Source organism: Ignavibacteria bacterium, from assembly GCA_016873845.1.
Lineage (GTDB): Bacteria > Bacteroidota > Ignavibacteria > Ch128b > Ch128b > JAHJVF01.
In genome coordinates this window covers 1-22275 of sequence record VGVX01000008.1, presented here as the reverse complement: position 1 = coordinate 22275, position 22275 = coordinate 1, and the positions used below count along the sequence as shown (strand labels likewise).

The 22275-nt window shown below is 34.9% G+C and carries 18 protein-coding genes and 1 tRNA gene; 10 read left to right on the top strand and 9 right to left on the bottom strand.

The window, feature by feature from the left end; translation table 11 throughout:
• Positions 1-212: 212 nt before the first annotated feature.
• From FJ213_03415 to FJ213_03405, 3 genes are all read left to right on the top strand, one after another.
• A complete protein-coding gene (locus tag FJ213_03415; GenBank protein MBM4175211.1) occupies positions 213-680 on the top strand; it encodes an Lrp/AsnC family transcriptional regulator in 468 nt (155 codons plus the stop codon).
• Positions 681-749: 69 nt separating this feature from the next.
• A complete protein-coding gene (gene glnA / locus FJ213_03410) occupies positions 750-2177 on the top strand; it encodes a type I glutamate--ammonia ligase (GenBank protein ID MBM4175210.1) in 1428 nt (475 codons plus the stop codon).
• 160 nt (positions 2178-2337) lie between these two features.
• Positions 2338-2412 (top strand) — tRNA-Thr (locus FJ213_03405).
• A 347-nt stretch (positions 2413-2759) separates the two neighbouring features.
• Here FJ213_03405 and FJ213_03400 read toward each other — a convergent pair.
• Positions 2760-3104: a hypothetical protein gene (locus FJ213_03400; protein ID MBM4175209.1), complete on the bottom strand. Its 345-nt coding sequence runs from the start codon at positions 3102-3104 to the stop codon at positions 2760-2762.
• Between the two features lie 165 nt (positions 3105-3269).
• Here FJ213_03400 and FJ213_03395 point away from each other — a divergent pair, with 165 nt between their 5' ends.
• Positions 3270-5849: a T9SS type A sorting domain-containing protein gene (locus FJ213_03395; protein MBM4175208.1), complete on the top strand. Its 2580-nt coding sequence runs from the start codon at positions 3270-3272 to the stop codon at positions 5847-5849.
• Here FJ213_03395 and FJ213_03390 read toward each other — a convergent pair.
• The 6 genes from FJ213_03390 to FJ213_03365 all read right to left on the bottom strand — a co-directional run bounded on the left by FJ213_03390 (position 5833) and on the right by FJ213_03365 (position 12095).
• Positions 5833-6288: a DoxX family membrane protein gene (locus FJ213_03390; GenBank protein MBM4175207.1), complete on the bottom strand. Its 456-nt coding sequence runs from the start codon at positions 6286-6288 to the stop codon at positions 5833-5835. The two genes, FJ213_03395 and FJ213_03390, sit on opposite strands and share 17 nt — an antisense overlap.
• A 1-nt stretch (position 6289) precedes the next feature.
• Complete coding sequence (locus tag FJ213_03385) at positions 6290-6787, bottom strand: rhodanese-like domain-containing protein (GenBank protein ID MBM4175206.1); 498 nt, start codon at positions 6785-6787, stop codon at positions 6290-6292.
• A gap of 117 nt (positions 6788-6904) precedes the next feature.
• On the bottom strand, positions 6905-8185 hold the full coding sequence (locus tag FJ213_03380; GenBank protein ID MBM4175205.1) for an adenosylhomocysteinase: 1281 nt from the start codon (positions 8183-8185) through the stop codon (positions 6905-6907).
• Positions 8186-8291: 106 nt separating this feature from the next.
• The gene (locus tag FJ213_03375) at positions 8292-9434 is read right to left on the bottom strand and encodes a methionine adenosyltransferase (GenBank protein MBM4175204.1); all 1143 of its coding nucleotides are present in this window, start codon (positions 9432-9434) and stop codon (positions 8292-8294) included.
• A gap of 15 nt (positions 9435-9449) precedes the next feature.
• Positions 9450-10424 carry a nucleotidyl transferase gene (locus FJ213_03370; GenBank protein MBM4175203.1) on the bottom strand — a complete coding sequence of 325 codons (975 nt, stop codon included), beginning with the start codon at positions 10422-10424 and terminating at the stop codon, positions 9450-9452.
• A 219-nt stretch (positions 10425-10643) separates the two neighbouring features.
• Positions 10644-12095 carry a peptidase M14 gene (locus FJ213_03365; protein ID MBM4175202.1) on the bottom strand — a complete coding sequence of 484 codons (1452 nt, stop codon included), beginning with the start codon at positions 12093-12095 and terminating at the stop codon, positions 10644-10646.
• Between the two features lie 66 nt (positions 12096-12161).
• On the opposite strand from FJ213_03365, the gene FJ213_03360 reads away from it, so the two are divergent.
• Entirely contained in the window at positions 12162-12701 is a 540-nt protein-coding gene (locus FJ213_03360; protein MBM4175201.1) for a thioredoxin family protein, read from the top strand.
• Between the two features lie 37 nt (positions 12702-12738).
• On the opposite strand, the gene FJ213_03355 is transcribed toward FJ213_03360, so the two are convergent.
• Positions 12739-13353: a hypothetical protein gene (locus FJ213_03355; GenBank protein ID MBM4175200.1), complete on the bottom strand. Its 615-nt coding sequence runs from the start codon at positions 13351-13353 to the stop codon at positions 12739-12741.
• An 8-nt stretch (positions 13354-13361) separates the two neighbouring features.
• The gene (locus FJ213_03350; protein ID MBM4175199.1) at positions 13362-14576 is read right to left on the bottom strand and encodes a class I SAM-dependent rRNA methyltransferase; all 1215 of its coding nucleotides are present in this window, start codon (positions 14574-14576) and stop codon (positions 13362-13364) included.
• A 24-nt stretch (positions 14577-14600) separates the two neighbouring features.
• Here FJ213_03350 and FJ213_03345 point away from each other — a divergent pair, with 24 nt between their 5' ends.
• The 5 genes from FJ213_03345 to FJ213_03325 all read left to right on the top strand — a co-directional run.
• Positions 14601-15215: a methyltransferase domain-containing protein gene (locus FJ213_03345; GenBank protein ID MBM4175198.1), complete on the top strand. Its 615-nt coding sequence runs from the start codon at positions 14601-14603 to the stop codon at positions 15213-15215.
• A complete protein-coding gene (gene cyaB, locus FJ213_03340) occupies positions 15216-15737 on the top strand; it encodes a class IV adenylate cyclase (GenBank protein ID MBM4175197.1) in 522 nt (173 codons plus the stop codon).
• Positions 15737-18859, top strand: coding sequence for a hypothetical protein (locus FJ213_03335; GenBank protein MBM4175196.1), 3123 nt, complete (start codon positions 15737-15739; stop codon positions 18857-18859). Before cyaB ends, FJ213_03335 begins: the two co-directional genes overlap by 1 nt.
• A 60-nt stretch (positions 18860-18919) precedes the next feature.
• Positions 18920-22018: a T9SS type A sorting domain-containing protein gene (locus FJ213_03330; GenBank protein MBM4175195.1), complete on the top strand. Its 3099-nt coding sequence runs from the start codon at positions 18920-18922 to the stop codon at positions 22016-22018.
• 48 nt (positions 22019-22066) lie between these two features.
• Positions 22067-22275 (top strand): hypothetical protein (locus FJ213_03325; GenBank protein ID MBM4175194.1); only part of this gene is annotated, 209 nt, incomplete at its 3' end.

Sequence of the window (22275 nt, the reverse complement as noted above, 5' to 3'; positions counted from 1 at the left end):
TTTCTTTACTTTTTAGCTAAAGAAATAAGGTTTGGATATAAAATTAGGTAATTTAGGAAGTTTTTTATCCTTGTAACATCAAAACCATTCAGTTACATAAAATTTTTGTAGATATTTATTAAAAAGATCACGAACTGCAGTTGATTAAATCTCTGAGATTAAATGCGAGCGACAAACAACTTTAACTATAATAAAGATTTTGCAATGAGGTATTGATGCACACAATTGATGAAATTGATATTCAAATAATTAACCTTCTTCAAGATAATGCGAGGATAAAACGAAATGCAATCGCAGAGAAAGTCGGTCTCACTATTCCGGCAGTAAGTGAGCGACTAAAAAAAATTGAGGATCGTGGATTGATAAAGCAATATGCAGCTATTGTCGATTCCAAATCTGCAGGTTATGATGTAACTGCATTTATTTTTGTCTTTATGGAATCATCAAAATATTATGATTCATTTACAAAGAAAGCTGATGCAGAAAACGAAATTTTAGAATGCCACTCGATTACTGGAGACGGCTCACATCTACTGAAAGTCGTAACAAAAGATACTTCTTCTCTTGAAAAAATTTTATCGAAGATACAAGCCTGGTCTGGAGTCACCGGTACAAAAACAAATATTGTCTTAACAACGCTTAAGGAAGTTCAAACTGTTAAAATGAGCTTACTTACCTGAACTTAGTATAATTAAAAAATTGCTGTCACGTTTCATTCGGTGACAGAACTAATTTAAGAAAGGAAAAATATGCCCAAATCTCTCTCCCCCATTGACAATGTATTTGAACTTATCAAAAAGAATCAAATTAAAATGATTGATTTCAAGTTCATCGATTTTCCCGTCCAATGGCAGCACTTCTCAATACCTGCTTCTGAATTTAATAAATCTTCTTTTGAAAACGGATTCGGATTCGATGCATCAAGCATACGAGGTTGGAAAGCAATTAACGAAAGCGATATGATTATAATACCAGATCCGACAACCGCGATCGTTGATCCTTTTATCGAAATTCCAACGCTAAGTTTGATATGCGATGTATTTGAGCCAATTACGAGAGAAAGGTATGAGAGGTGTCCGCGCAGTATTGCACAAAAAGCAGAATTATTTTTGAAGTCGACTGGGATTGCAGATACAGTCTATTTCGGCCCTGAAGCGGAATTTTTTATTTTCAATGATGTAAGATTTGATTCGACTATCAATTCAAGCTATTACTTTTTGGATTCGCAGGAGGGAGTTTGGAATCGAGGGAGAGAGGAATATCCAAACTTAGCTTACAAGCCAAGATTGAAAGAAGGGTATTTCCCGGTTCCGCCGACTGACTCTTTGAACGATTTAAGAAATGAAATGGTGATGAATCTTATAAACTGTGGAATCCATGTTGAAGCTCAACATCACGAAGTCGCTACAGGCGGGCAATCAGAAATTGATCTTCGATTTTCACAATTGCTTCAAGCTGCTGACCAACTAATGCTGTTCAAATATGTTGTAAAAAACACAGCTCGCAAAAATAATTTCACTGTAACATTTATGCCGAAACCTTTATATGGAGATAATGGCAGTGGTATGCATGTGCATCAGAGTTTGTGGAAGAAGGGTAAACCACTATTCTCGGGAAATAATTATGCAGGATTAAGTGATACTGCGCTGTATTACATAGGGGGATTATTGAAACACGCACCAGCTCTCTGCGCATTTACAAATCCGACAACAAATTCTTATAAAAGATTAGTCCCTGGATTCGAAGCGCCAGTAAACTTAGCATATTCCCAGCGCAATCGAAGTGCCGCAATCAGAATTCCGATGTACACGATAACTCCGAAATCAAAACGGGTTGAATACCGCTGTCCGGATCCAGCATGTAATCCTTATCTTGCTTTTTCTGCACTCCTACTCGCTGGTATTGATGGGGTGATTAATAAGATTGATCCAGGTGAACCGCTTGATAAAGATATTTATGATCTTCCACCTGAAGAATTGAAAAATGTTAAGCATACGCCTGCAAGTCTGGATGAAGCATTAAATTCATTGCGTGACGACTATGAATTTCTCTTGCGAGGGAATGTATTTACTGAAGATGTAATTGACGCTTGGTTGAAATACAAAGAATCAAAAGAAGTTATTGAGATGTCACTCCGTCCTCATCCTTATGAATTTGCCATGTATTATGATGTGTAATTTGATTTGCAAAGATTTTTTTATATTTTTGCATCGCAATTTTTAGTGAAAGCCTGTCTATTGCAAAATGGGCAGGCATTTTTTACGGTTAGTTTGAAATTATGATTTACAGTTTTTGCTCGGATGACTCGGTAGAAATTAGCCTAGCTTTTAGTTGATTGCTGGCGTAGCTCAACGGTAGAGCAGCTGATTTGTAATCAGCAGGTTGCGGGTTCGAATCCCATCGCCAGCTCTAAGTGAAGAGTGGTTAGTTTAGATTTGTTCTGTGAATGATCGTCAGTTTTTAATAATTGGATTGATTTTGGTTGAAAATGGATTATCTTTATAACTGAAGAAAATCCCATAGGGGAAAAAATTAACTCTCTGGAACTTTATTGAATAAAAAAACGTAATGATAAGTGATTACGTTGTTCTTTTATATATTGGATGACTCAATGTACTGACCAGGTTTTGAAACCATTTTGTTGAAATGAATTGAGTCTATATAAAAATTTATTTGGAGATCGCGGAGTAATAGCCCTAACCGGTCACCTCACAATTAAACCCACCTTATAATGATGCCCCAACGCGGTCTCCAAATTTTTATTCCAATGATGATCCCATAAATATTAATGCAATTCCCGAACCTAATAATGCCAGAGGCAGAGTCGTAAAAATATCTTGTTTGAAAACAGTAATTGTAAGTACAAAGCCAGCTATTAATACACCTCCCGTAATTTGCATGATTGCTCCTGTCGAAAGTTTTTTTGAATCGATGGCTGCAGCATTCATTAACAATTTTTTTGAGATCATTTTCAAATAATTAACGTCGTGATGAAAATCAGAGATTTCTGTTAGTTGGAATGATTGAGGCGCAGATTTCTCCTGAGCATGCGTGCAAGTGCCAAGTAGTATTATAATCAGAATAGAAGTTGGAACTGTTTTCATGTTAACTCCGAAATCAATTAAACCTAACAACTATAAAAGAATTTCAATGTTGAAAGATATGATTTTCTACTTTGGTTTGGAATAGCAAAAAATTCAATTTCCGTTTATGAATTGATTGATTAAATTTCACCAAATAACCTCATATTATAGATTGAATTTATTATTATGAAAAGAATTTCAATTACATATTTAATCTCCTTTCTATGTGGAATGCTCATCCTAATTACTCAGCAAAATCCAAGAACGAATTTTGTTTCAACTAAATATTTTCCAAGCGATTGGTTTTATTTGCAACGGGCATTTCCCGGTACTGAGTTGCTGGATCAAAAATACTTTGAAGCGGTAGAACATGTAAAAAAGTTGAAGCTAAGGAACAATCGGCTATCAGAACAGAAATGGATTCAAGTTGGTCCTTCAAATATTGGCGGAAGAATTACTGCTCTCGATGTTGTTAAGTCTAATCCGAATATTATTTTGATCGGCGCTGCGGCAGGAGGAGTTTTCAAGTCTACCGATGGAGGCGACACATGGCAGGCAAAGACAGATTATTTTCCGAGTCTCTCCTCAGGAGTTCTTAAAATTGATCCAAATAATTCTGATATAGTATATTTTGGCAGCGGTGAAGCAAATATCAGTGCAGATTCATATCCAGGGTTTGGAATTTTAAAGTCAACAGATAATGGAGAGACCTGGTTTCAGTCGGGACTTGACAGTGTTCGTCATATATCGAAAATGGAAATTCACCTTGCTAATTCAAATCTCATATTTGTTGCTGCATCTGGTGGATTGTACTCAAAAGGACAGCACCGCGGAGTCTATAGATCACAGGATGGAGGCGCATCTTGGGAAAGAAAGCTATTCTTAAATGATTCGACTAGTGCAATCGATATTGCGATTGATCCGATCGATACAAATATAGTTTATGCCTCCATGTGGGAAAGATTAAGAGGCCCAACTTTTCGAAAAGCTGCCGGAGTCTCGAGTGGAATTTATAAATCTACAAACAAAGGAGAGACTTGGTATCGACTTTCAAACGGATTACCTGCACCATTGAATACGATTGGAAGAATTACAATAGCTGTTGCAAAATCAAACCCAAACTTTATTTACTCACTTTATAGGAGATCGACTTCACCCAATGGTGACAATAATATTTTGGAAGGATTTTATAGATCAACAGATAAAGGTGAAACTTGGACAAAAATGACTGCGAGCAATCTTTCTAGTTTTGCAAGTTTTGGCTGGTACTTTGGGATGATGGAAGTCGATCCAACAGATCACAATAAAGTATATTTAGGTGATATAGACATTTTCAAGACAACGAATGGCGGGAGTTCTTTTACAAATATTACAAATTCATATTCTGGAAGTTTTCTTGCTCAACATCCAGATCAACATACCCTTTGGATCCATCCATCGAATCCGAATTTAATTTATAATGGAAATGACGGAGGATTTTTTATCTCTACGAACCAAGGAAATTCTTGGATAAAAAAATTCAATCTTCCGATCACTCAATTTTATGCATCAACAATAGATCATCTCTTACCATTCAGGAAATATGGCGGAACTCAGGATAATGGTACACTCGGAACTCAATCTGGGGGAGTTGATAATTGGAGTGAATTTTATGGCGGTGACGGATTTCATTGTCTAGTTGATTATACTAACTCAAATATAATTTACGTAGAGTACCAATTTGGGGGATTGGGAAAATCGACTGACGGTGGGATAAATTTTTTTCCGGCTGTAAATGGAATCAGCACGTCAGATCGGTTCAATTGGTCTACTCCCTACGTGATGGACGAAAAAAATCCAAACATATTGTTTTATGGAAGTAATAAAATTTATCAGACAACAGATGGTGCTCAAAACTGGACTGCCATCAGCGGTGATTTAACACGCGGCAGAAATGGCCGACTTGGTACAATTAGTTCTATTTCATCTGCTGCGTTAACGGATGGAAGGAGAGTTCTTTACGTCGGAACAGACGATGCAAAAGTTTGGGTGAGCACTAATACAGGATTAAATTGGATTGATATAACCGGGACGCTTCCAATGCGATATGTAACACGAATTGAAGCAGATAAAAATTTTCCGTCCACTGCATACGTCACATTAAGCGGATATAATTTAGATGAATTAGGTTCGCATATTTTTCGCACTAGTGATTATGGAAATTCTTGGGTGAATATAAGTTCGAATCTTCCGAACGTACCAGTAAACGATATCGTAATAGATTACAATCACGATTCAGTTTTATATACCGGTTGCGATGTAGGAGTATTTTATTCAACGAATTTAGGAGGAAGCTGGAATATACTTGGCAAGGAACTACCAAATTCTCCTGTGTTCGATTTAAGTTATCATCAGCCGACAAAAAAGTTGATCGCTGCAACACATGGACGCTCGATGTTTGAATTCGATCTTACTTCAACACTCAGCGATGTAAATGACAAATCGAGACTTCTTCCAGTTGATTTTACCACTTATCAAAATTATCCGAATCCATTTAACTCAATTACAAAAATTAATTACTCATTAGCTAAAAGGGAACATGTTTCGCTGAAAATTTACGATGGTCTTGGACGAGAAGTCGCCGATCTGGTTAATGAAGTTAAAGATGCTGGAATTCATTACTCCATTTTTTCAAGTCAAGATTATAAAATTTCATCTGGAATTTATTTCTATAAATTAAAAGTCGGAAATGTAGAAAAAGTCAAGAAACTTATTTATTTAAAGTAATGACAGGTGATTTTTCTTTTATAGAAGTGTGAAATAGATAAGCAGACAATAAAATCAGCGCAAGATTTTCTAAGATTTTAAGAAATCCTACTTTTGAGGAATCTTCAGAGCCAAAACATCCGCATTCAATGTCTAAACCTCTAATCATACTCAAAGCAATTAAAAGTGTAAAAGTAATTAGAAGAGACAAATAAACGAAGGCATTTTCTCTTAGGTGGAATCCGAATATCAATCCAAAACCGCAAACCAATTCCAACCAAGGAATAAAAACGGCAGTGAAATTAATTAAGAAATTAGGGAACAACTGATAATTGGAAATGGACAAAGCAAATTCCCCGGGAGATGAAATTTTATTCATTGATGCATATATGAAGACGAATCCTAAAAAAAATCTTATTACAAGTTGAAGAGTCTTTATGTTTAATATCTTCTGAATCATGTCATTTAGTGAAAGGTAAATCTCTTTCTATCCATTCTTGAATCCCTTCTTTCATCACAAAAATTTTATTGAATCCAAATTGTGCTAAAAGTTTTGCTAATTCGTAACTTTGGTTGCAGTGAATGCTTTCGCAGTAAATTATTAAAGTTGTATCAAGCTTGTGATTAAGAATTTTTTCGGAATGCTGATCGAATGTTTTTGATGGGATATTTATCGCTCCCAACAGATGAAAGTTGGAATATTCTGTTTCCGAGCGTGCATCTATTAAAACAATGTTTCTGGTCTCGATTAATTTAACAGCTTGTTGAATAGTAATATCTGTAATAAAACTATCGCTCGTGCTCTGTGAAAATAAAACACTATCAGAAATGACCTCTAGTTCAGATTTGAATCCAAAGAGGGGAATCCCATTTGGAGAAAAGTAATTGAATGCAATTGAAAGTATTAATGCTGCGCCAATAATTTTGAAAAGGTTTGTTGCCCAATCATTTACTTTCATGGAAAAAAATAAAAAGATTTATAAGCATTTCAAAGAGGATTTAAAAACAAAAACCCGATTTGTTCAATCGGGTTTATAAATTATGCGAATATTAGTTTGTTATTTCTTGAAATACTATCAGGTACCTTCGGAATAATCTGACATATAAACGATTTGCTCTTTCGTAAGTTTATCAATTTTATATCCCAAAGTTGTGAGCTTGATTCCAGCAATGTATTGGTCCTGCTCAACTGGAATATCATGAACGGAATTATCTAAGCGAACGCCGTTTTTATCCAATTCGGCTAAACGAATTTGTGACATAAACTGGTTAGCAAAGGACATATCCATCACTTCAGAAGGATGACCTTCGGCAGCGGCGAGATTAACTAAACGGCCTTGAGCAAGAACGAAGATTTTTTTACCATTTTTGAGTGTGTATTCTTCGTTGTTTTCTCTCACCAATCTTTTTGACTTGGAGATTTTAGCAAGCTCAGTAAGATTGATTTCGCAATCATAATGTCCTGTGTTACAGACGATAGCTCCTTCTCTCATTTTTTCGAAATGTTTTTTAACAATTACATCTTTAACGCCAGTTGCAGTGATGAAAATATCTCCAATTTTTGCTGCTTGATCCATTGGCAAAACTTGATAACCTTCGAGAGCTGCTTTTAGTGCTGCGGTTGGCTTGACCTCAGTTATAATTACATTTGCACCCATTCCAGCTGCACGTTTTGCAACACCTGTTCCGCAATGTCCAAAACCCGCTACAACGAAATTTTTTCCAGCAAGAAGAACACTTGTTGCTCTTAGAATTCCATCGATGGATGATTGACCTGTGCCATAGACATTGTCAAAATCCCATTTTGTTTCAGCATCATTCACTGCAACCACTGGATATCTTAGTGCACCGTCTGCAGCCATTGCTCTCAATCGATGAACTCCGGTAGTTGTTTCCTCAGTCCCGCCGATAACAGTTGTTTCAGCCATCTTTGGGAATTTATTGTGAATCGTGAATATTAAATCAGCACCATCATCAAGTGTGAGATTTGGTTTAAAATCCATTGTTCGTTCGATGCACCAGTAAAATTCCTTTACATTCATTCCATGCCATGCATAGATTGAAATTCCATTTTTCGCAAGAGCAGCAGCAACATCATCCTGAGTTGAAAGCGGATTGCATCCGCTCCAGCTAACGTTTGCACCCGCTGCGACAAGAGTTTCTACAAGCACTGCAGTTTCTTTAGTTACATGCAAACATCCTGCGATCCGATATCCTTTTAATGGTTTAGTTTTGCTGAACTTCTTTCGAAGTTCCATCATAACCGGCATTCTTGATTCTGCCCATTCAATCTTCATTCTTCCTTCATCGGCTAATTTTATATTTCGAACTTTATACTTACCTTTTTTATAATTCATTAATTAACTCCACGTTTTATTCATTAAAAAATATATTACTGTTCATTTAGAATTCTGTTAAACGATTCTCTGAAAATTATATAAGTTGTTTTCAAAAAGCAGCAAATTATGCGTACTTCTTAAACAGAGGAACTAGATCCAATTTTTCCCAAGTGAACTCCTTTTCATTCCGACCGAAATGACCGTAAGAAGCAGTCTTTTTGTAAATTGGTTTAAGAAGATCTAATCTTTTAATTATTCCTCTTGGTGAGAGATCAACTTCTTTCTTTATTATAGCAGCTAATTCTTTGTCTGGCATTATTCCAGTTCCAAAAGTATTAACATAAATCGAAACAGGTTGAACTACTCCAATGGCATATGCAACTTGAACCAAACATTCGCTTGCCAGTTTCGCGGCAACAATATTTTTTGCAAGATGTCTCATCGCATAGGTTGCACTGCGATCAACTTTTGAAGGATCTTTTCCGCTGAATGCGCCTCCTCCATGTGGTGCATAACCGCCGTAGGTATCGACAATTATTTTCCTGCCTGTTAATCCGCTATCACCATGTGGTCCGCCAATTTCGAAGCGTCCAGTTGGATTGACGTGATATTTTGTTTTTTTATCCAAAAGATGTTCGGGTATTATTTTTTTGATCACATGCTCAATTGCATCAGCTTTAATCTTTGATTGTTTTGCATCCCCATCGTGTTGAGTCGAAATAACGACTGTATCTACTCGAATCGGTTTCTTATTGTCATCATATTGAATGGTTACTTGGGATTTTGAATCAGGTCTCAAGTAAGGCATCAATCCGTTTTCTCTTTTTCGAATATGAGCAAGACGTTTAACTAATTTGTGAGCATACACAATCGGTGCGGGCATAAATTCTGGTGTTTGATCGTTTGCATAACCGAACATTAATCCTTGATCTCCAGCTCCTCCTTTATCTACACCCATCGCTATATCCGGCGATTGTGAATGAATTGCATTCAAAACCGAACATGATTCGCCATCAAATTTATATTCCGCGCTTGTATAACCAATTTCATTAACTGTTTTTCTCACTATATCTTGAACATCAACATAAGCATTCGTAGTTATTTCTCCGCCAACCAGAACAAGACCAGTTGTTACGAATGTTTCGCATGCAACGCGAGAATTCGGATCTTGTTCGATTAAGGCATCAAGAACCGCATCTGAAATTTGGTCGCATACTTTATCGGGATGACCTTCTGAAACTGACTCAGAAGTGAACAAAAAAGACATATATTTTCTCCATTGTTAATAAAACTCTATTTCGCTTGAATCACCGGTATTCAGCTTTTTATACTGCCCTTTGACAATAGTATTATTTCCGATGATCGAATTGTGAAGCATTGAATTTTCTACAATTGCTTTATAACCTATAATACTGTTTTTTATTATCGAATTAGAAATATCAGCTCCATCATTAACCGTTGTGTATGGTCCAATGATGCTGTTTGAAATTTTACTATTAGGTGAAATGAACACGGGAGGGATCACTTGTACTCCAGGAACTTCTTTGAAGTTGTTTTTGATTTTTAACAAGTGATGATTTGTAGCAAGCAGTGTTTCAGGTTTGCCGCAATCGTACCAGCCATCGACTATAAATGGTTCAAACTTTTCGCCTGATTGAATCATATGTTCAAGTGCATCTGTAAGCTGATATTCACCTTTAGTTAATTTATTTGATGATATTAAATTGTTTAGCGACTTATTTAAAAGTTGTGAATTTTTTATATAATATAAACCAACGATTGCCAAGCTGCTTATTTGCTCTTCGGGTTTTTCCACTAATTGAGTGATAAGATTATTTTTTACAACCGCTACTCCAAATCTTCTTGGATCGTCTACTTTTTTTACTCCAAGAGCAGAATGTTTTGAGCTGAGCATAGATTTTAAATCGACGTCAAAAATCGTATCACCAAGAATTATTAACAATTCGTCCTTGCCGAAAGTTTCTTTAGCCATGTAGACCGCGTGTCCAAGCCCTTTTCGTTCCTCTTGATAGATAAAATCACATTGAATTTTATAATTATCACGAATGAACTCTTCTACCATTTCACCAAGATAGCCAACAATAAATGTTGCTTTATTTATTCCTTCGGACGTTACTTTATCCATTATGTGTGCAATGATAGGTTTACCTGCAACATTCAGCAAAACCTTTGGAAGTGTGTACGTGTGCGGTCTCAATCTTGTACCAACACCAGCTACTGGGATAATTGCTCTTATATTCACCATATGAGTGTACAAACTTAGAAAAAAGGGTTAGGAATTGCAATCTTGTGCATTTATAAATAAGATTAGTGTCTGGATTATTTTAGCTTAGAACAATGTGTTATACATTAAATATCGAATAATGTCCAAAGGTCAAATGACTCCTTTGGAGACTCCTTCCGGAGAACATTGATCAATGAATATTGAACCGCGAGTAACGAATATAGAATTGTGTTATCTTTCAAATACTAATCTACCATTGGAAATAACTTTTTTGACGATTTCGTTTTTATCTGTGAAATAGAAATTAGCAGAATGTCCCATTAAATGCTGTGATTCCCGCATCGGTTCTTTGATAGTTGAAATCATTTGATTTAATGTGCTCTTCAGTTCTTTTTCATCAAATTTGTCATTTTGAAAAATTACTGTTGTAATACCATCAGCTAAAAGTTTATTACAATCCATCTTTTTAAGTTTCGAAAAATTCGTAATAATTTCTGGATGAACTTTGCCTATGTTTAAAGAAAGTCCATCGACATCAATGGTATCATAGCTTGAATAAGTGCTTAAATCACCCAAGTCTGCAACCGTATACTTTTCGACATACTTATTACGCAATGAGTCGAATCTCTCGGAATAATTTATTCCCAGGTCAACTGTATAATTAAATCCATCTTTACTCACTGTGCAATTTTTGACTAGGAGATGAAATAACGATCTGTCATTTTCTGGAATATTAAAATATTCTTCTTCTTTGAATTTTGAATAAGAATTCTCCGCAATTGAGAGAAACGAATTCATCAGTGCAATGAAATTCATTTTGCGGACTTCTTGTTTTTCTGGATCGTTAAAATAACCGCCAGACTCGATTAAAATTGTGCTTGTTCCCCAAGATTGAATATTATCTCCAAATGCTCTTGGTTCAAATTCATCATCGTAACGCGCGACAAAACCCGGGTAGAATTTAGAGATCGAATTTTTAATTACGACACATATTTGAATTGCCCGCTTTCTTATGTCATTGATATCTTTATTAAAATTATAAGCTGGTGCAAGCAACGAGATCGACGCAGGTTTTCCAGTCTTCCCAACAGAATATGTCGTTAGCTGATCATGCAGGTTGAATCCGAAATCCGGTTTGTACTCTTCTTGAATCGTTTTCAAGATTTTTCCTTCTGGTGTTTGTAAACGGATTGCGTCACGGTTTATATCAATCTCTTGAAAATTTCTTCTTTCGAATTTTTTTGTTCCGTCTGGATTTAGGATTGGAATAAACAATAGAGTGCACTCAGAAAAAATTGATTTACATGCTGAATGCGAGCAGTCTTTGTGTGAAATGAAAAAATTAAAAATATCGAGTATTGCTTGAGAAGCCGTCGATTCATCTCCATGCATTTGCGACCATAACAGAATTTTATTTTTTCCATTTCCAACTTCATAAAGTGAAATCGGAATTCCTTTGAAAGAAGTTCCAACCTGCGACTTCCTTATTAATCCGCCTGACTCGTTTGAAAGAGAATCCATTATTTCAAAATAATGTTTTGGCTCAAATCTTCTTTGCTCGATTTGAACAGATTTATATTTAGAATAATGCGAGTGGATATATTCCAAAAAATCAGATTGTGAAAGGGTTTTATTTGTACGCATAAAAAATAGTGCTAATGTTAGGATAATTACTTTTTTCATTTTCAACAATTTGATATTTTATTAGTAAAGTTACTTAAATACTAAATAATATTAAAAGGAGAAGTTGTGGCCACCGAAAAATTGAAAATCGGCTCGAAAGCACCAAACTTTGAGTTGTTGGGCATTGATGATAAACATCACTCGCTTGAGTCATTCAGCAGTAAAAAACTTTTATGTATAATATTCAGTTGCAATCATTGTCCATATGTTAAGGCATACGAAGGAAGAATGATTGATATCCAAATGGATTTTGAAAAAGATCTTTTCATTGTTGCGATAAATTCCAACGATGAGATCAACTATCCGGAAGACTCTTTCGTGGATATGAAGAAGCGAGCTAGTAAACTTGGATTCAATTTTGCTTATTTAAGAGATGCAGATCAAAAAATCGCTTCAGCATTTGGAGCAACGCACACTCCAGAAATATTTTTGTTTGATGAAAATCGGACCCTTCAGTTCCATGGTAAGATCGATGATAATTGGGAATATCCCAACAAAATTAAAGAGCCTTATCTTAAAAATGCCATTAATGAGTTACTTAACGGAAAAGAAGTCTCGACAAAAGAGACTTTTACAATTGGCTGTACTATTAAATGGAAATACTGAGAAAATTTTTAAACAATTTTACTTGAACGGCAAATTATCAGATTGAAAATCCAAAGTTGAATGTAACATATATTCCGCCGAGATTTTTTCTTCGAAATCCAGACATACTTTCAACTCCTTCATCAAAGAAATGGATATAGTAGTATCTAAGATTCAGTCCGACAGAATTAATTCTATCAAATCCAAATTGTGCACCGATCCCAACATACCCGCCGATCGTATATTTTGCTTGCGCATATTTAAAGCTTCGGAAGAAATCCTCGCGGAAAGGTGTAGTGACAACCATTGCTGGTCCAACTGAAAAATTAAGATAGGGTCGGAAATTATCCACAATATCTTCTTTGAATAATCTGTATTTCACTCCTACATTAAGAGGCAATACGAACACACGATTTTTTTTCCCGACAACATGAACTTGTCCCCAATAGTCCACATACTCAAATTCCTTATCATCCTTCGACTCTGAAAACGAAAGATCAATAAATCCGCTCAATGTCGAAGTAAATTCTTTACTGTAAAAACCACCTATCCCGATTCCTCCTTCGGAGATCATAAAATCAAAACCGAGCGAGTTATACAAGCTCTCATTAGCAGTATCTTGCGCAGCCGCAGTTAGTGTTAAACAAAACAAAAAGACAATAATTTTTTTCATCAATTCTTCTAATCTAAGACTTTCAATAATACAAATTTTAAATATTTTGTTTCCGGCATTTTTGGATGGATGGGATGATCGGGGGCTGCGCCGGCAACTTTTACAATTGAAAATTTTCTTTTGGATTTTTTTGCCGCATTGATTAGAATTTCTAAGAATTCTTCCTCACTAATATGATGAGAACAAGATGAAGTTGCAATAAATCCATTCTTCTCAACTAAATTAAATGCGTGATTATTAACGACAAAATAACCTTTCTTTGCTTGCGGGATATTCTTTTTCGATTTCGTAAATGAAGGAGGATCGAGGTTTATTACATCAAATTTCTTATTCTCATCTCTGAATTTTTTAAGAACGTCAAAAACATCATCTTCAATCAGTTCAGTACGTTCTTTCTCAAGTTCATTGATTGAAATATTTACGGCGTAATTCTTCAAAGCATCAGCGGAAATCTCAATAGAAGTAACTTTTGCTGCACCTCCTTTGAGCGCTGCTAACGAAAATCCTCCGTCATTGCAAAAGCAATCGAGAACATTAGCATCTTTACAGATGGATAAAATAGAATGTCTATTCTCTACTTGATCGAGATACATACCGGTTTTCTGTCCATTTAGCACATCGACTTTATATTTAATTACACCGTCATCAACAATTTCAGCTATGTTCTCACCAATGACCACTTCTTTATAACGTCTTAAGTTTTCTAGCTCTCTTGCAGTCGTATCATTTCTTAGGATTATATTTTTTGCATCAAGTTGGCTTTTTAGTACGTCAATGATCACACCCTGGAATTCTTCCAAACCAACAGTATTAAATTGAATAGAATAGGAATCATTGTATCTATCAATAATCAATCCTGGGAGGAGATCACTTTCACTGTGGATTAATCTATAAACTGTCCTATTGGGATAAAGTTTATTTCGTAAATCTGCAGCTGCTTGGATCTGTCTGAAAAAAAAGTCTCGGTTTATTTCTTCGTCGATCGTAGTAAATATTCTTGCGGAGATCAGCGCATTCGGATTGAAGAACCCTCTCCCCAAATATCTATCATCATGAGAAAGAATATTTACTATCGAACCAGTGGGAATCGACCTATCAAGATTTTCTACTTCATTGCTGAAAATCCATAAGTGCCCATTCCTTATTCGTTTGTCTTCTTTCTTTTTTAATTTAATTTCACTGTAATCCATAATATTAAGTTCTTGAACGTTGTTAATATGCATAAAGTTTAATACATTTTCAAAAAAATGAAAGACAATTCTTCATCAGTGAGTGATTCAGAGTTTTGGGACGAAAAGTACCGCAATAACTTAGATAATTGGGAATTAAGTCATCCAACAAAAGTTTTTGCTGATTTGCAGCAAACACAGTGGCTGAAAAGCAAAGGATCAATTCTTGTACTTGGCTGTGGAAGCGGGCATGATGCAATCTTATTCGCAGAAAATGGTTTTGAGGTTTATGCAAACGATTTCTCAAGTGAAGCAATTTTAAGAGCGAAAAAAAATGCACAAATGAAAAATGTGAAAGTTGAATTTCTGAACCAAGATTTATTTACTCTGAATAAAAAATTCGGAGAGAGGTTTGATTATGTTCTGGAGTACACGACTTTCTGTGCAATCGATCCGAAAAGAAGAGTTGAATACAGAGATTTGGTCTTCGAAGTATTAAGACAGGGAGGTCTTTTCGTTGCACTTTTTTTTCCGCTAATAAATAAAGCTGAACATACACCTCCTTTCACTGTGGATGCTTTAGAGACATATAAAATGTTCAGTGAAAAATTCAATTTGAAATATTCTGAGAGACCAATATCTTCTGTTAAGCCGAGGTTAAATAATGAATTACTAATGATTTGGGAAAAATGAATGCCGAAAAATCTTGAAATTAAAATTAAGCTTGCCAATCGAGTCAAATTCTTGAATAGAATTACTAAACTCAAAGCTCAAAAAATTTATTCGTCCGAGCAGGTGGATGTTTATTTCCAAAATGAAAAAGGAAGGTTGAAAGTAAGAGATTCAAATGGTGAAAAGTCTGTAATATTTTACAGTCGCGTTGAGGATGGAAGGGAGCGATGGTCCAAATTTCATTTCATCAAAGTTGAATCACCGAAAGAATGGGTAAGTTTTTTTAAGTTGTTCATGAAACCTCTTGTCACAGTGAAAAAACATAGAACATTGTTTCATTACAAAAATACCCGAATTCACTTAGATAAAATTAAGGGACTAGGAAATTTTATCGAACTTGAAACGAAAGTAAATTCCTCACTGAAAAAAGCTAGGGAAGAAGTTGAGTTCCTATGTAAAGACTTGGGATTAAGTAAGAATGATCAGATACTTAATTCATATTCGGACCTGCTGATAGCTAAAAAAGTTAAATCCAAGAAGTAATGTACATTTATAGAAAAAATATTGAAGAAGTTTTCAGTGCGGATAATGAAATTCGTGAAGTCATTCAAAGAGGGGAGCTTGATTCTTTTATTTATATCGTTCCCACGCGGAGAAAAAGCCGCTATCTTCTCCGAGAGTTAATTGAATTTGCTCCGAATCAAACTGTCTTAGGATTAAATATTTTTACGATTGGAACATTTGCTTCGAAGATGTTTCAATCTATTAATTTTGGCAAAGCGGAAATCTCATCCTCACTCCAATATTTTTTGATAAGAAAAATTATCAAGGAAACCGAACTTACATATTTTCATCGGACGAAAGAATTTGTTTCGAATGGTATAATAGAAATGATAATTTCTGTGATTTCAAGATTGAAAGAATTAGGATACGATCACTCCCAGTTTGAGAAAAGCATCGAGGAATTTACTGGTTACAATAAAATTAAACTCGAAGATATCTATGAGATTTATTCAGAGTATCAGAAATACTTAAGTAAGCTCGACTTGTTTGAAACAGGTGATGTATACATCAATCTTGAAAAACTTAAACAGGAAGAATTCAATAACAAATTCAGAAAGATATTTCCATCAGTTTCAAAAATTATTATCAGTGGATTTAATGAATTCACATCGCCTGAACTTAATCTTATTGAAAAAATTTCAGCTCTGCCCAATCTTGATCTTACATTGACACTTGATTTCAACGAATCAAATCCTGAAGTGTTTGAAAATTTATTTGAAACACATCGTAAAATTACTTCGCTTGGATTTACGCATATTGAACTGAGCGATAATTCTAACTCAAATTTTCAAGAAGTAATTCAGAAACATTTATTCCAGCCGTCCACATTTGATGAGAAAGATTTTGCGAATGTATCTATTCTTTCTGGTTTTAATGTCCGTGAAGAGATTGAAAAAGTCGCAAAAATAATTAAGTATAAAGTGATGGAGAACGCCGGGCTTGATCTTACAGATATTTGTTTAGCTGTTAAAGATATTGATGCTTATTCAGATTTGATCCGTGAAATATTTTCTGTGTATGGGATTCCAGTGAACGTTACAGATAGATTCTACTTGAAAAATTCTCCGGTAGTTATTTCAATAATAAGTCTGCTTAAGCTTACTGTAAATAACTATTATTACAAGGATATAATAAAAGTCTTAAAATCAAATCTTCTGAAGTTTGAAGGAATAGACGCAAAAAATCTATATGCAGTAATTTCGTCGGAAAAAGTTATTCGAGGGAAAAAAGAAATACTCGATGCAATTAATTACAGAATTGAGATTTTGTCAAATTTAAGTTTTGGTATATTAAATGGTAAAACTTCCAAAACCTTGAAGTCATATAAAAAAGCAGCTCAAGATTTAAAAAGTTTGATTAAAATAATTGAGCCATTTGAAAAGAAGTGCACTGCAAATGAGTTCAAGAATAATTTAATAAATTTATTAAATCTGTTGAATCTGCATCAAAACATATTCAAATTGAAGATAACTGGAAATAATTTATTCACCTATGAGATTCTTTCAAAGGAATCTATCGCATTAAAAAATTTCTATTCGTTGCTGGATGAAATGGTTGAAGTTTATTCCAAACTCGAAATGTCGGTTGTAGAATTGAATTTGAATGAGCATTACGAGTTCCTCCTTTCAGCGATTTCCGGCACACGGTACAACCTAAAAGAGAAAGCCGGTTTTGGTGTTCAGGTCACCACTCCGAATGAAATTCGTGGGCTTAAATTTAAAATTCTTTTTTTAGCAGGATTGGTTAATGGAGTGTTCCCATCTCGATACAAACCACTGCTGTTTCTCGAAGATAAATTCATTAAAGACGATAGACGAAAACTTCTCGAGGAAAGATATTTGTTTTATCAATCCCTATGTACATTTACAGATGAATTGTATTTATCCTATCCAAAATCTGATGAGAAGAAAGAATTCGTGGTTTCAGATTTTCTTAAGGCACTGCAAAAAGTAGTTCGTACACACTCATTTGACGATTCTACTCTGAAAAATAGAATTTTTACTACTAATGAATTTTATGGAGCAATTGACTCGTATCCTAAAGATGAAATCCAAAATCTGAGCAATGAGCATCGCCAGCAAATTGAGTCTATCCATAAAATCAGAGAAAGAGTATCACGACGATCTGAAAATATAATCGGCGATGAATTTGGGGGTTTTATCACAAGGACTGATTTGCAAAAGATACTTTTAGAAAAAAATGAGGATAAATATTTTTCTATTACTGAACTGGAAACATTTGCACAATGCCCTTACAGATATTTTCTATCGAATATATTGAATCTCTTCGAGGAGGAAGAAGTTGAAGAGGATGTCACAAGAAAAGAAAAAGGTTTGCTACTGCATAAAATACTTCAGCGATTCTTTTCGAAACTGAAAAAAGAAAAAAGAAATTTTTATTCGGAGCTCGAGTTGGATAAAAATTCTTTACTCGGTGAACTACTCAGAATTGCAAAAGAAGAAGTTGATGAAATAAAAACTTACAATCCTTTCTTTTTCTTAGTTGAGGAATATTTTCTAGGTTCGGAAAAAGTTAAATCTGTCTTTGAAGCATTTATTCAATTCGAGAGCGAAAGTGAGTTAAAAATATCTCCGCATGAGTTCGAAAAATATTTACGGATTGATTTAAAATTAAAAAATGATGCATCAATAAAACTTCATGGCAAAATTGATAGAATTAATTTTGACGATAAATCTGGTGCCTTGCAAGTAGTAGATTATAAAACCGGTTCTCGAATGCCGTCAAAAAAAGAAATCGAGCAGAATCATTCACTACAGATGCCTCTCTACCTGAAAATGTGCGAGAAGCATCTACAAGATCAATTCAAGAAGATTAATATTGAAGATTCCATATTTCTAAAAATAATAATGAAAAATCTCAGTCACGAAATCAACAGTATTTCGTTGAGAAAGAGAATGTCCTTAATGAGCGATCTTGAACTGAAAAATTTTCTTGAGCAAAAACTTTCTGAAGTTAGAATTATGATCCAAAACATTAATTGCGGGAAATTCAATTTGACAAATGTCGAAAAAGCGAAAGAAAAAATTTGCATTAATTGTTCTTACTCTCTTGTTTGCAGGTCAGAATCCATTCTCAGCTAAAATCGAATTGTATTGACAATGAATTGATAATTCAGAATTTTCCCACAAGAAGGAGGTAAAATGAAATCGATTATCTTTTTTAGATTTATTGTTTTTTCTGCTGCTCTCGTTTTTTTTCCATCAATCCTATTTACTCAGCAAAGTAATTATAAGACGAAAGATTTTGAGTATTATAATCCTAAATGGGAAGTACTGAACCCAAAAGACCATCACACAAAAGTCGCGTCTGATTTCTCTAAACCCTTCCCACTACCAAGCTGGGGAGTTACCACTGATTTATACAATTCTGTTCCAATTCAATTTGCTGATGGTAAAGTGATGATTGCAATCCTTTCAGGTACCGGAATCGGAATTACCGCAAGCACAGATGGCGGACTTAATTGGACCAATTTTTCAACTGCAATAAATATTGGTTCGATATCTCCTGGTTTAAAATTTTTAACTGGATTGAAAACACATACTGGCCGAGTTATTCTTATAAGCAGTGGATATGAAAATGATATTTATCCATACATCACATTTTCGGATGATAATGGGACAACCTGGTCAGCTTCAAAACTATTATTAGGCGGAATCACAGCAAGTTATTCAAGCTCAGGAAGATTAACTCAAACAATGGATGGAAAAATTTGGTTTATATATCAACGAATCACGGGTACAGGAGATAATAATATTAACTATCGAACAAGCTCTGATGATGGAAACACATGGAGTCGAGAGTTTTCATTTCTTTCAACAAACTTGAATGAAGAAAATGGGACACTAATTTCTGTTTCATCTTCAAGATTATTATCAGTTCACTCGGATAGTTCGAATGGGAATTATGATATTTTTCAAAGAACCAGCACCGATAATGGTTTAACCTGGTCTGAAAAAATTGCTGTGGTAAATTCCTCCTTGAAGGAAAAACCATTGAGATTAGTTAAAAAATCTGATGGAACTATTTTTCTATTGTATCAGGTTCTAAACCCAACTCACTTTTCAGAATATTTCCAGAAGGATATTTACTTTAAAATTAGTACTGATCAAGGCGAAACTTGGTCAGCACCAATTGAGTTCACTCGATTTGTTGGGGATGATATGAATGCAGATGCTTGTTTAGTGAATGATGAACCTTTTGTTGCATTTGCATCCAAGAGATCGATTATTAGCAACAAAAATTATTTTCAAATTTGGTGTGGCAAGCTTGGAGTAACTTCAGACTCTAATCCTCCGCCTTTCTTAATCAAGCATGAGCGAACTCCATTCTATTACAATATTCCAGTATGGGTTAGAGCATTCATCGACGATGAATCGGGTATCAATTCAGTTAAAATGAAATTTTCAGAATTTGATGTTGTAATGTTCGATGACGGAAATCATAACGATGGTTTAGCTGGTGATTATATATTCGGGAATTCAATCGGACCATTTCTAATTCCACAAGATTCCCTCAAAAGGTTAATTGATGTGAATAAATTACAAATACCATTCCGTTACGATGGAGTTATCGCAGATGTTGAACGGTTAACATCACAATCCCACAGCTATTATTTTTATATTGTTGATACAGATTCAAATTCTATAAACGTTGGTGATGAACGTGTTGTATTCCCTCATGGCGGAAGCTATGATGGAATTGAATTTCTCTATTCAGGCGGTTTTTTAATGAGTGGTTATTATGGAAATACTCTTTGGGCAAATGGGATTTCGACAACATCACGAATATTAGATTATCAGCCAGGCAGAGTTGGATTTTCTATTAATGATGCGCTGAATAAATTGTATGTAGTAAGATCAAGTGATCCGCCGTTTGGCAGTTCCTGGCAAGATTGGATTTATGCCGTTGCGTTAGGTGCTGATTTTTTTGATGGAGATAATGATGGAGTTTACTCGCCAGTCGATAAAAATTCAAATGGCGTTTGGGATATAAACGAAGACAGACCTGATCTGCTCGGTGATTTAACAATTTGGTGTGTTTATAATGATGGTGTTACTTCAAACAAGAGATTTCCTCAAGTTCCGCCTCTTGGGATTGAGGTTAGGCAAACAGCTTATGCTTATTCATCACAAGCGGCTCCAAAAGGAAACATTATATTTGTAAGATATGAAATCGAGAATCGCGGGATTGTTTCCAACTTGCTCGATTCCGTTTACTTTGTTCTTTGGGCTGATCCCGATTTGGGTGAGTATACAGATGATTTAGCAGGATGTGATACGCTTCATAATTCAAGTTTCATTTATAATGAAAATGATGATAAAGAATACGGTTCAAATCCACCGTCAATGTTTCTGCAGCTGCTTCAGTCTCCTCCTCAGTATATTCCAGGTGTAACCTTTATTGATGTGAATTCAAATGGAGTTTTTGAACAAAATATTGATTCTCCACTTGACACCGCTTATAATTTCAAAGGAAAATTCCTTGGTATAGAAAAAATACCGGGTGCAAGAAATTTTAGCATAACATCAGCCGTACCTTATATGAGATCAGCGCCAAATGTCGGCATTCCAACCTCAGTTGATGCGATTCGAAATTATTCTCTCGGAAAGTACAGTGATGGCAGGTCAATTGCTCCTTGCACTTTTGGATATGGAAAAGTCGTAGGAGTAAATTGTGCATTAGTCAATCCTCTGTTCAGATTTTCAGGTGATCCAGTAACAAATTATGGTTGGTTATGCGATTATACTTTGGATTATCACATCGCATCTAATTTAGGTCCGTTTCAACTTCGTCTAAATAAACCAGTGACAATTATTGCAGCTTACGTTGTTGGGAGAGGAAATTCATCTTTAAATTCAATTACAGAAGCACGTTCGATTGCTCAATATTCAAAATCAGTCTACGATGGGAATTTTAGCTTACCAACTTCAGTGGAAGACAAGGTGCAGGCAGTTCCAAACAAATTCAAACTTTACCAAAATTACCCGAATCCGTTTAATCCAGTTACAAATATCAAGTACCAAATTCCAATCACCAATAGAGTGACACTGAAGCTTTTTGATATACTCGGAAGGGAAGTAGCAGTTCTTGTGAATGAAGAGAAGCAGCCAGGCGATTATGAAGTACGATTAACGATTAACGATCCGTCGGCTGACGGACGATTAACGAGCGGTATCTACATATATCAACTAAAAGCAGGAAATTTTATAAGCACCAAGAAGATGATTCTAATTAAGTAATAGTCCAAAAAATATTTTTATAAGAATAATTAATTTACGAGGTAGTAAATGAAAAAGTGGTTGTGTTTTATAATTCTCTTCTCATTCGCAGAAATTTTAAGCTCTCAGCCAACCGAAGTTTCGAAATTTGAATTTTCGGATATAGCAATAGTTGACGCACATCCCATTAAGATATCTGAAAATAATTGCATTTTAGTTTATCTATTGAGTCAGAAGTTGTACTCATCAAGTACAACAAATAATGGTCTAAATTGGAC

Coding starts and splice junctions, on each gene's coding strand:
- glnA (MBM4175210.1), top strand. CDS start 750: ATGCCCAAATCTCTCTCCCCCATTGACAATGTATTTGAACTTATCAAA.
- FJ213_03400 (MBM4175209.1), bottom strand. CDS start 3,104: ATGAAAACAGTTCCAACTTCTATTCTGATTATAATACTACTTGGCACT.
- FJ213_03395 (MBM4175208.1), top strand. CDS start 3,270: ATGAAAAGAATTTCAATTACATATTTAATCTCCTTTCTATGTGGAATG.
- FJ213_03390 (MBM4175207.1), bottom strand. CDS start 6,288: ATGATTCAGAAGATATTAAACATAAAGACTCTTCAACTTGTAATAAGA.
- FJ213_03385 (MBM4175206.1), bottom strand. CDS start 6,787: ATGAAAGTAAATGATTGGGCAACAAACCTTTTCAAAATTATTGGCGCA.
- FJ213_03380 (MBM4175205.1), bottom strand. CDS start 8,185: ATGAATTATAAAAAAGGTAAGTATAAAGTTCGAAATATAAAATTAGCC.
- FJ213_03375 (MBM4175204.1), bottom strand. CDS start 9,434: ATGTCTTTTTTGTTCACTTCTGAGTCAGTTTCAGAAGGTCATCCCGAT.
- FJ213_03365 (MBM4175202.1), bottom strand. CDS start 12,095: ATGAAAAAAGTAATTATCCTAACATTAGCACTATTTTTTATGCGTACA.
- FJ213_03355 (MBM4175200.1), bottom strand. CDS start 13,353: ATGAAAAAAATTATTGTCTTTTTGTTTTGTTTAACACTAACTGCGGCT.
- FJ213_03350 (MBM4175199.1), bottom strand. CDS start 14,576: ATGCATATTAACAACGTTCAAGAACTTAATATTATGGATTACAGTGAA.
- FJ213_03345 (MBM4175198.1), top strand. CDS start 14,601: ATGAAAGACAATTCTTCATCAGTGAGTGATTCAGAGTTTTGGGACGAA.
- cyaB (MBM4175197.1), top strand. CDS start 15,216: ATGCCGAAAAATCTTGAAATTAAAATTAAGCTTGCCAATCGAGTCAAA.
- FJ213_03335 (MBM4175196.1), top strand. CDS start 15,737: ATGTACATTTATAGAAAAAATATTGAAGAAGTTTTCAGTGCGGATAAT.
- FJ213_03330 (MBM4175195.1), top strand. CDS start 18,920: ATGAAATCGATTATCTTTTTTAGATTTATTGTTTTTTCTGCTGCTCTC.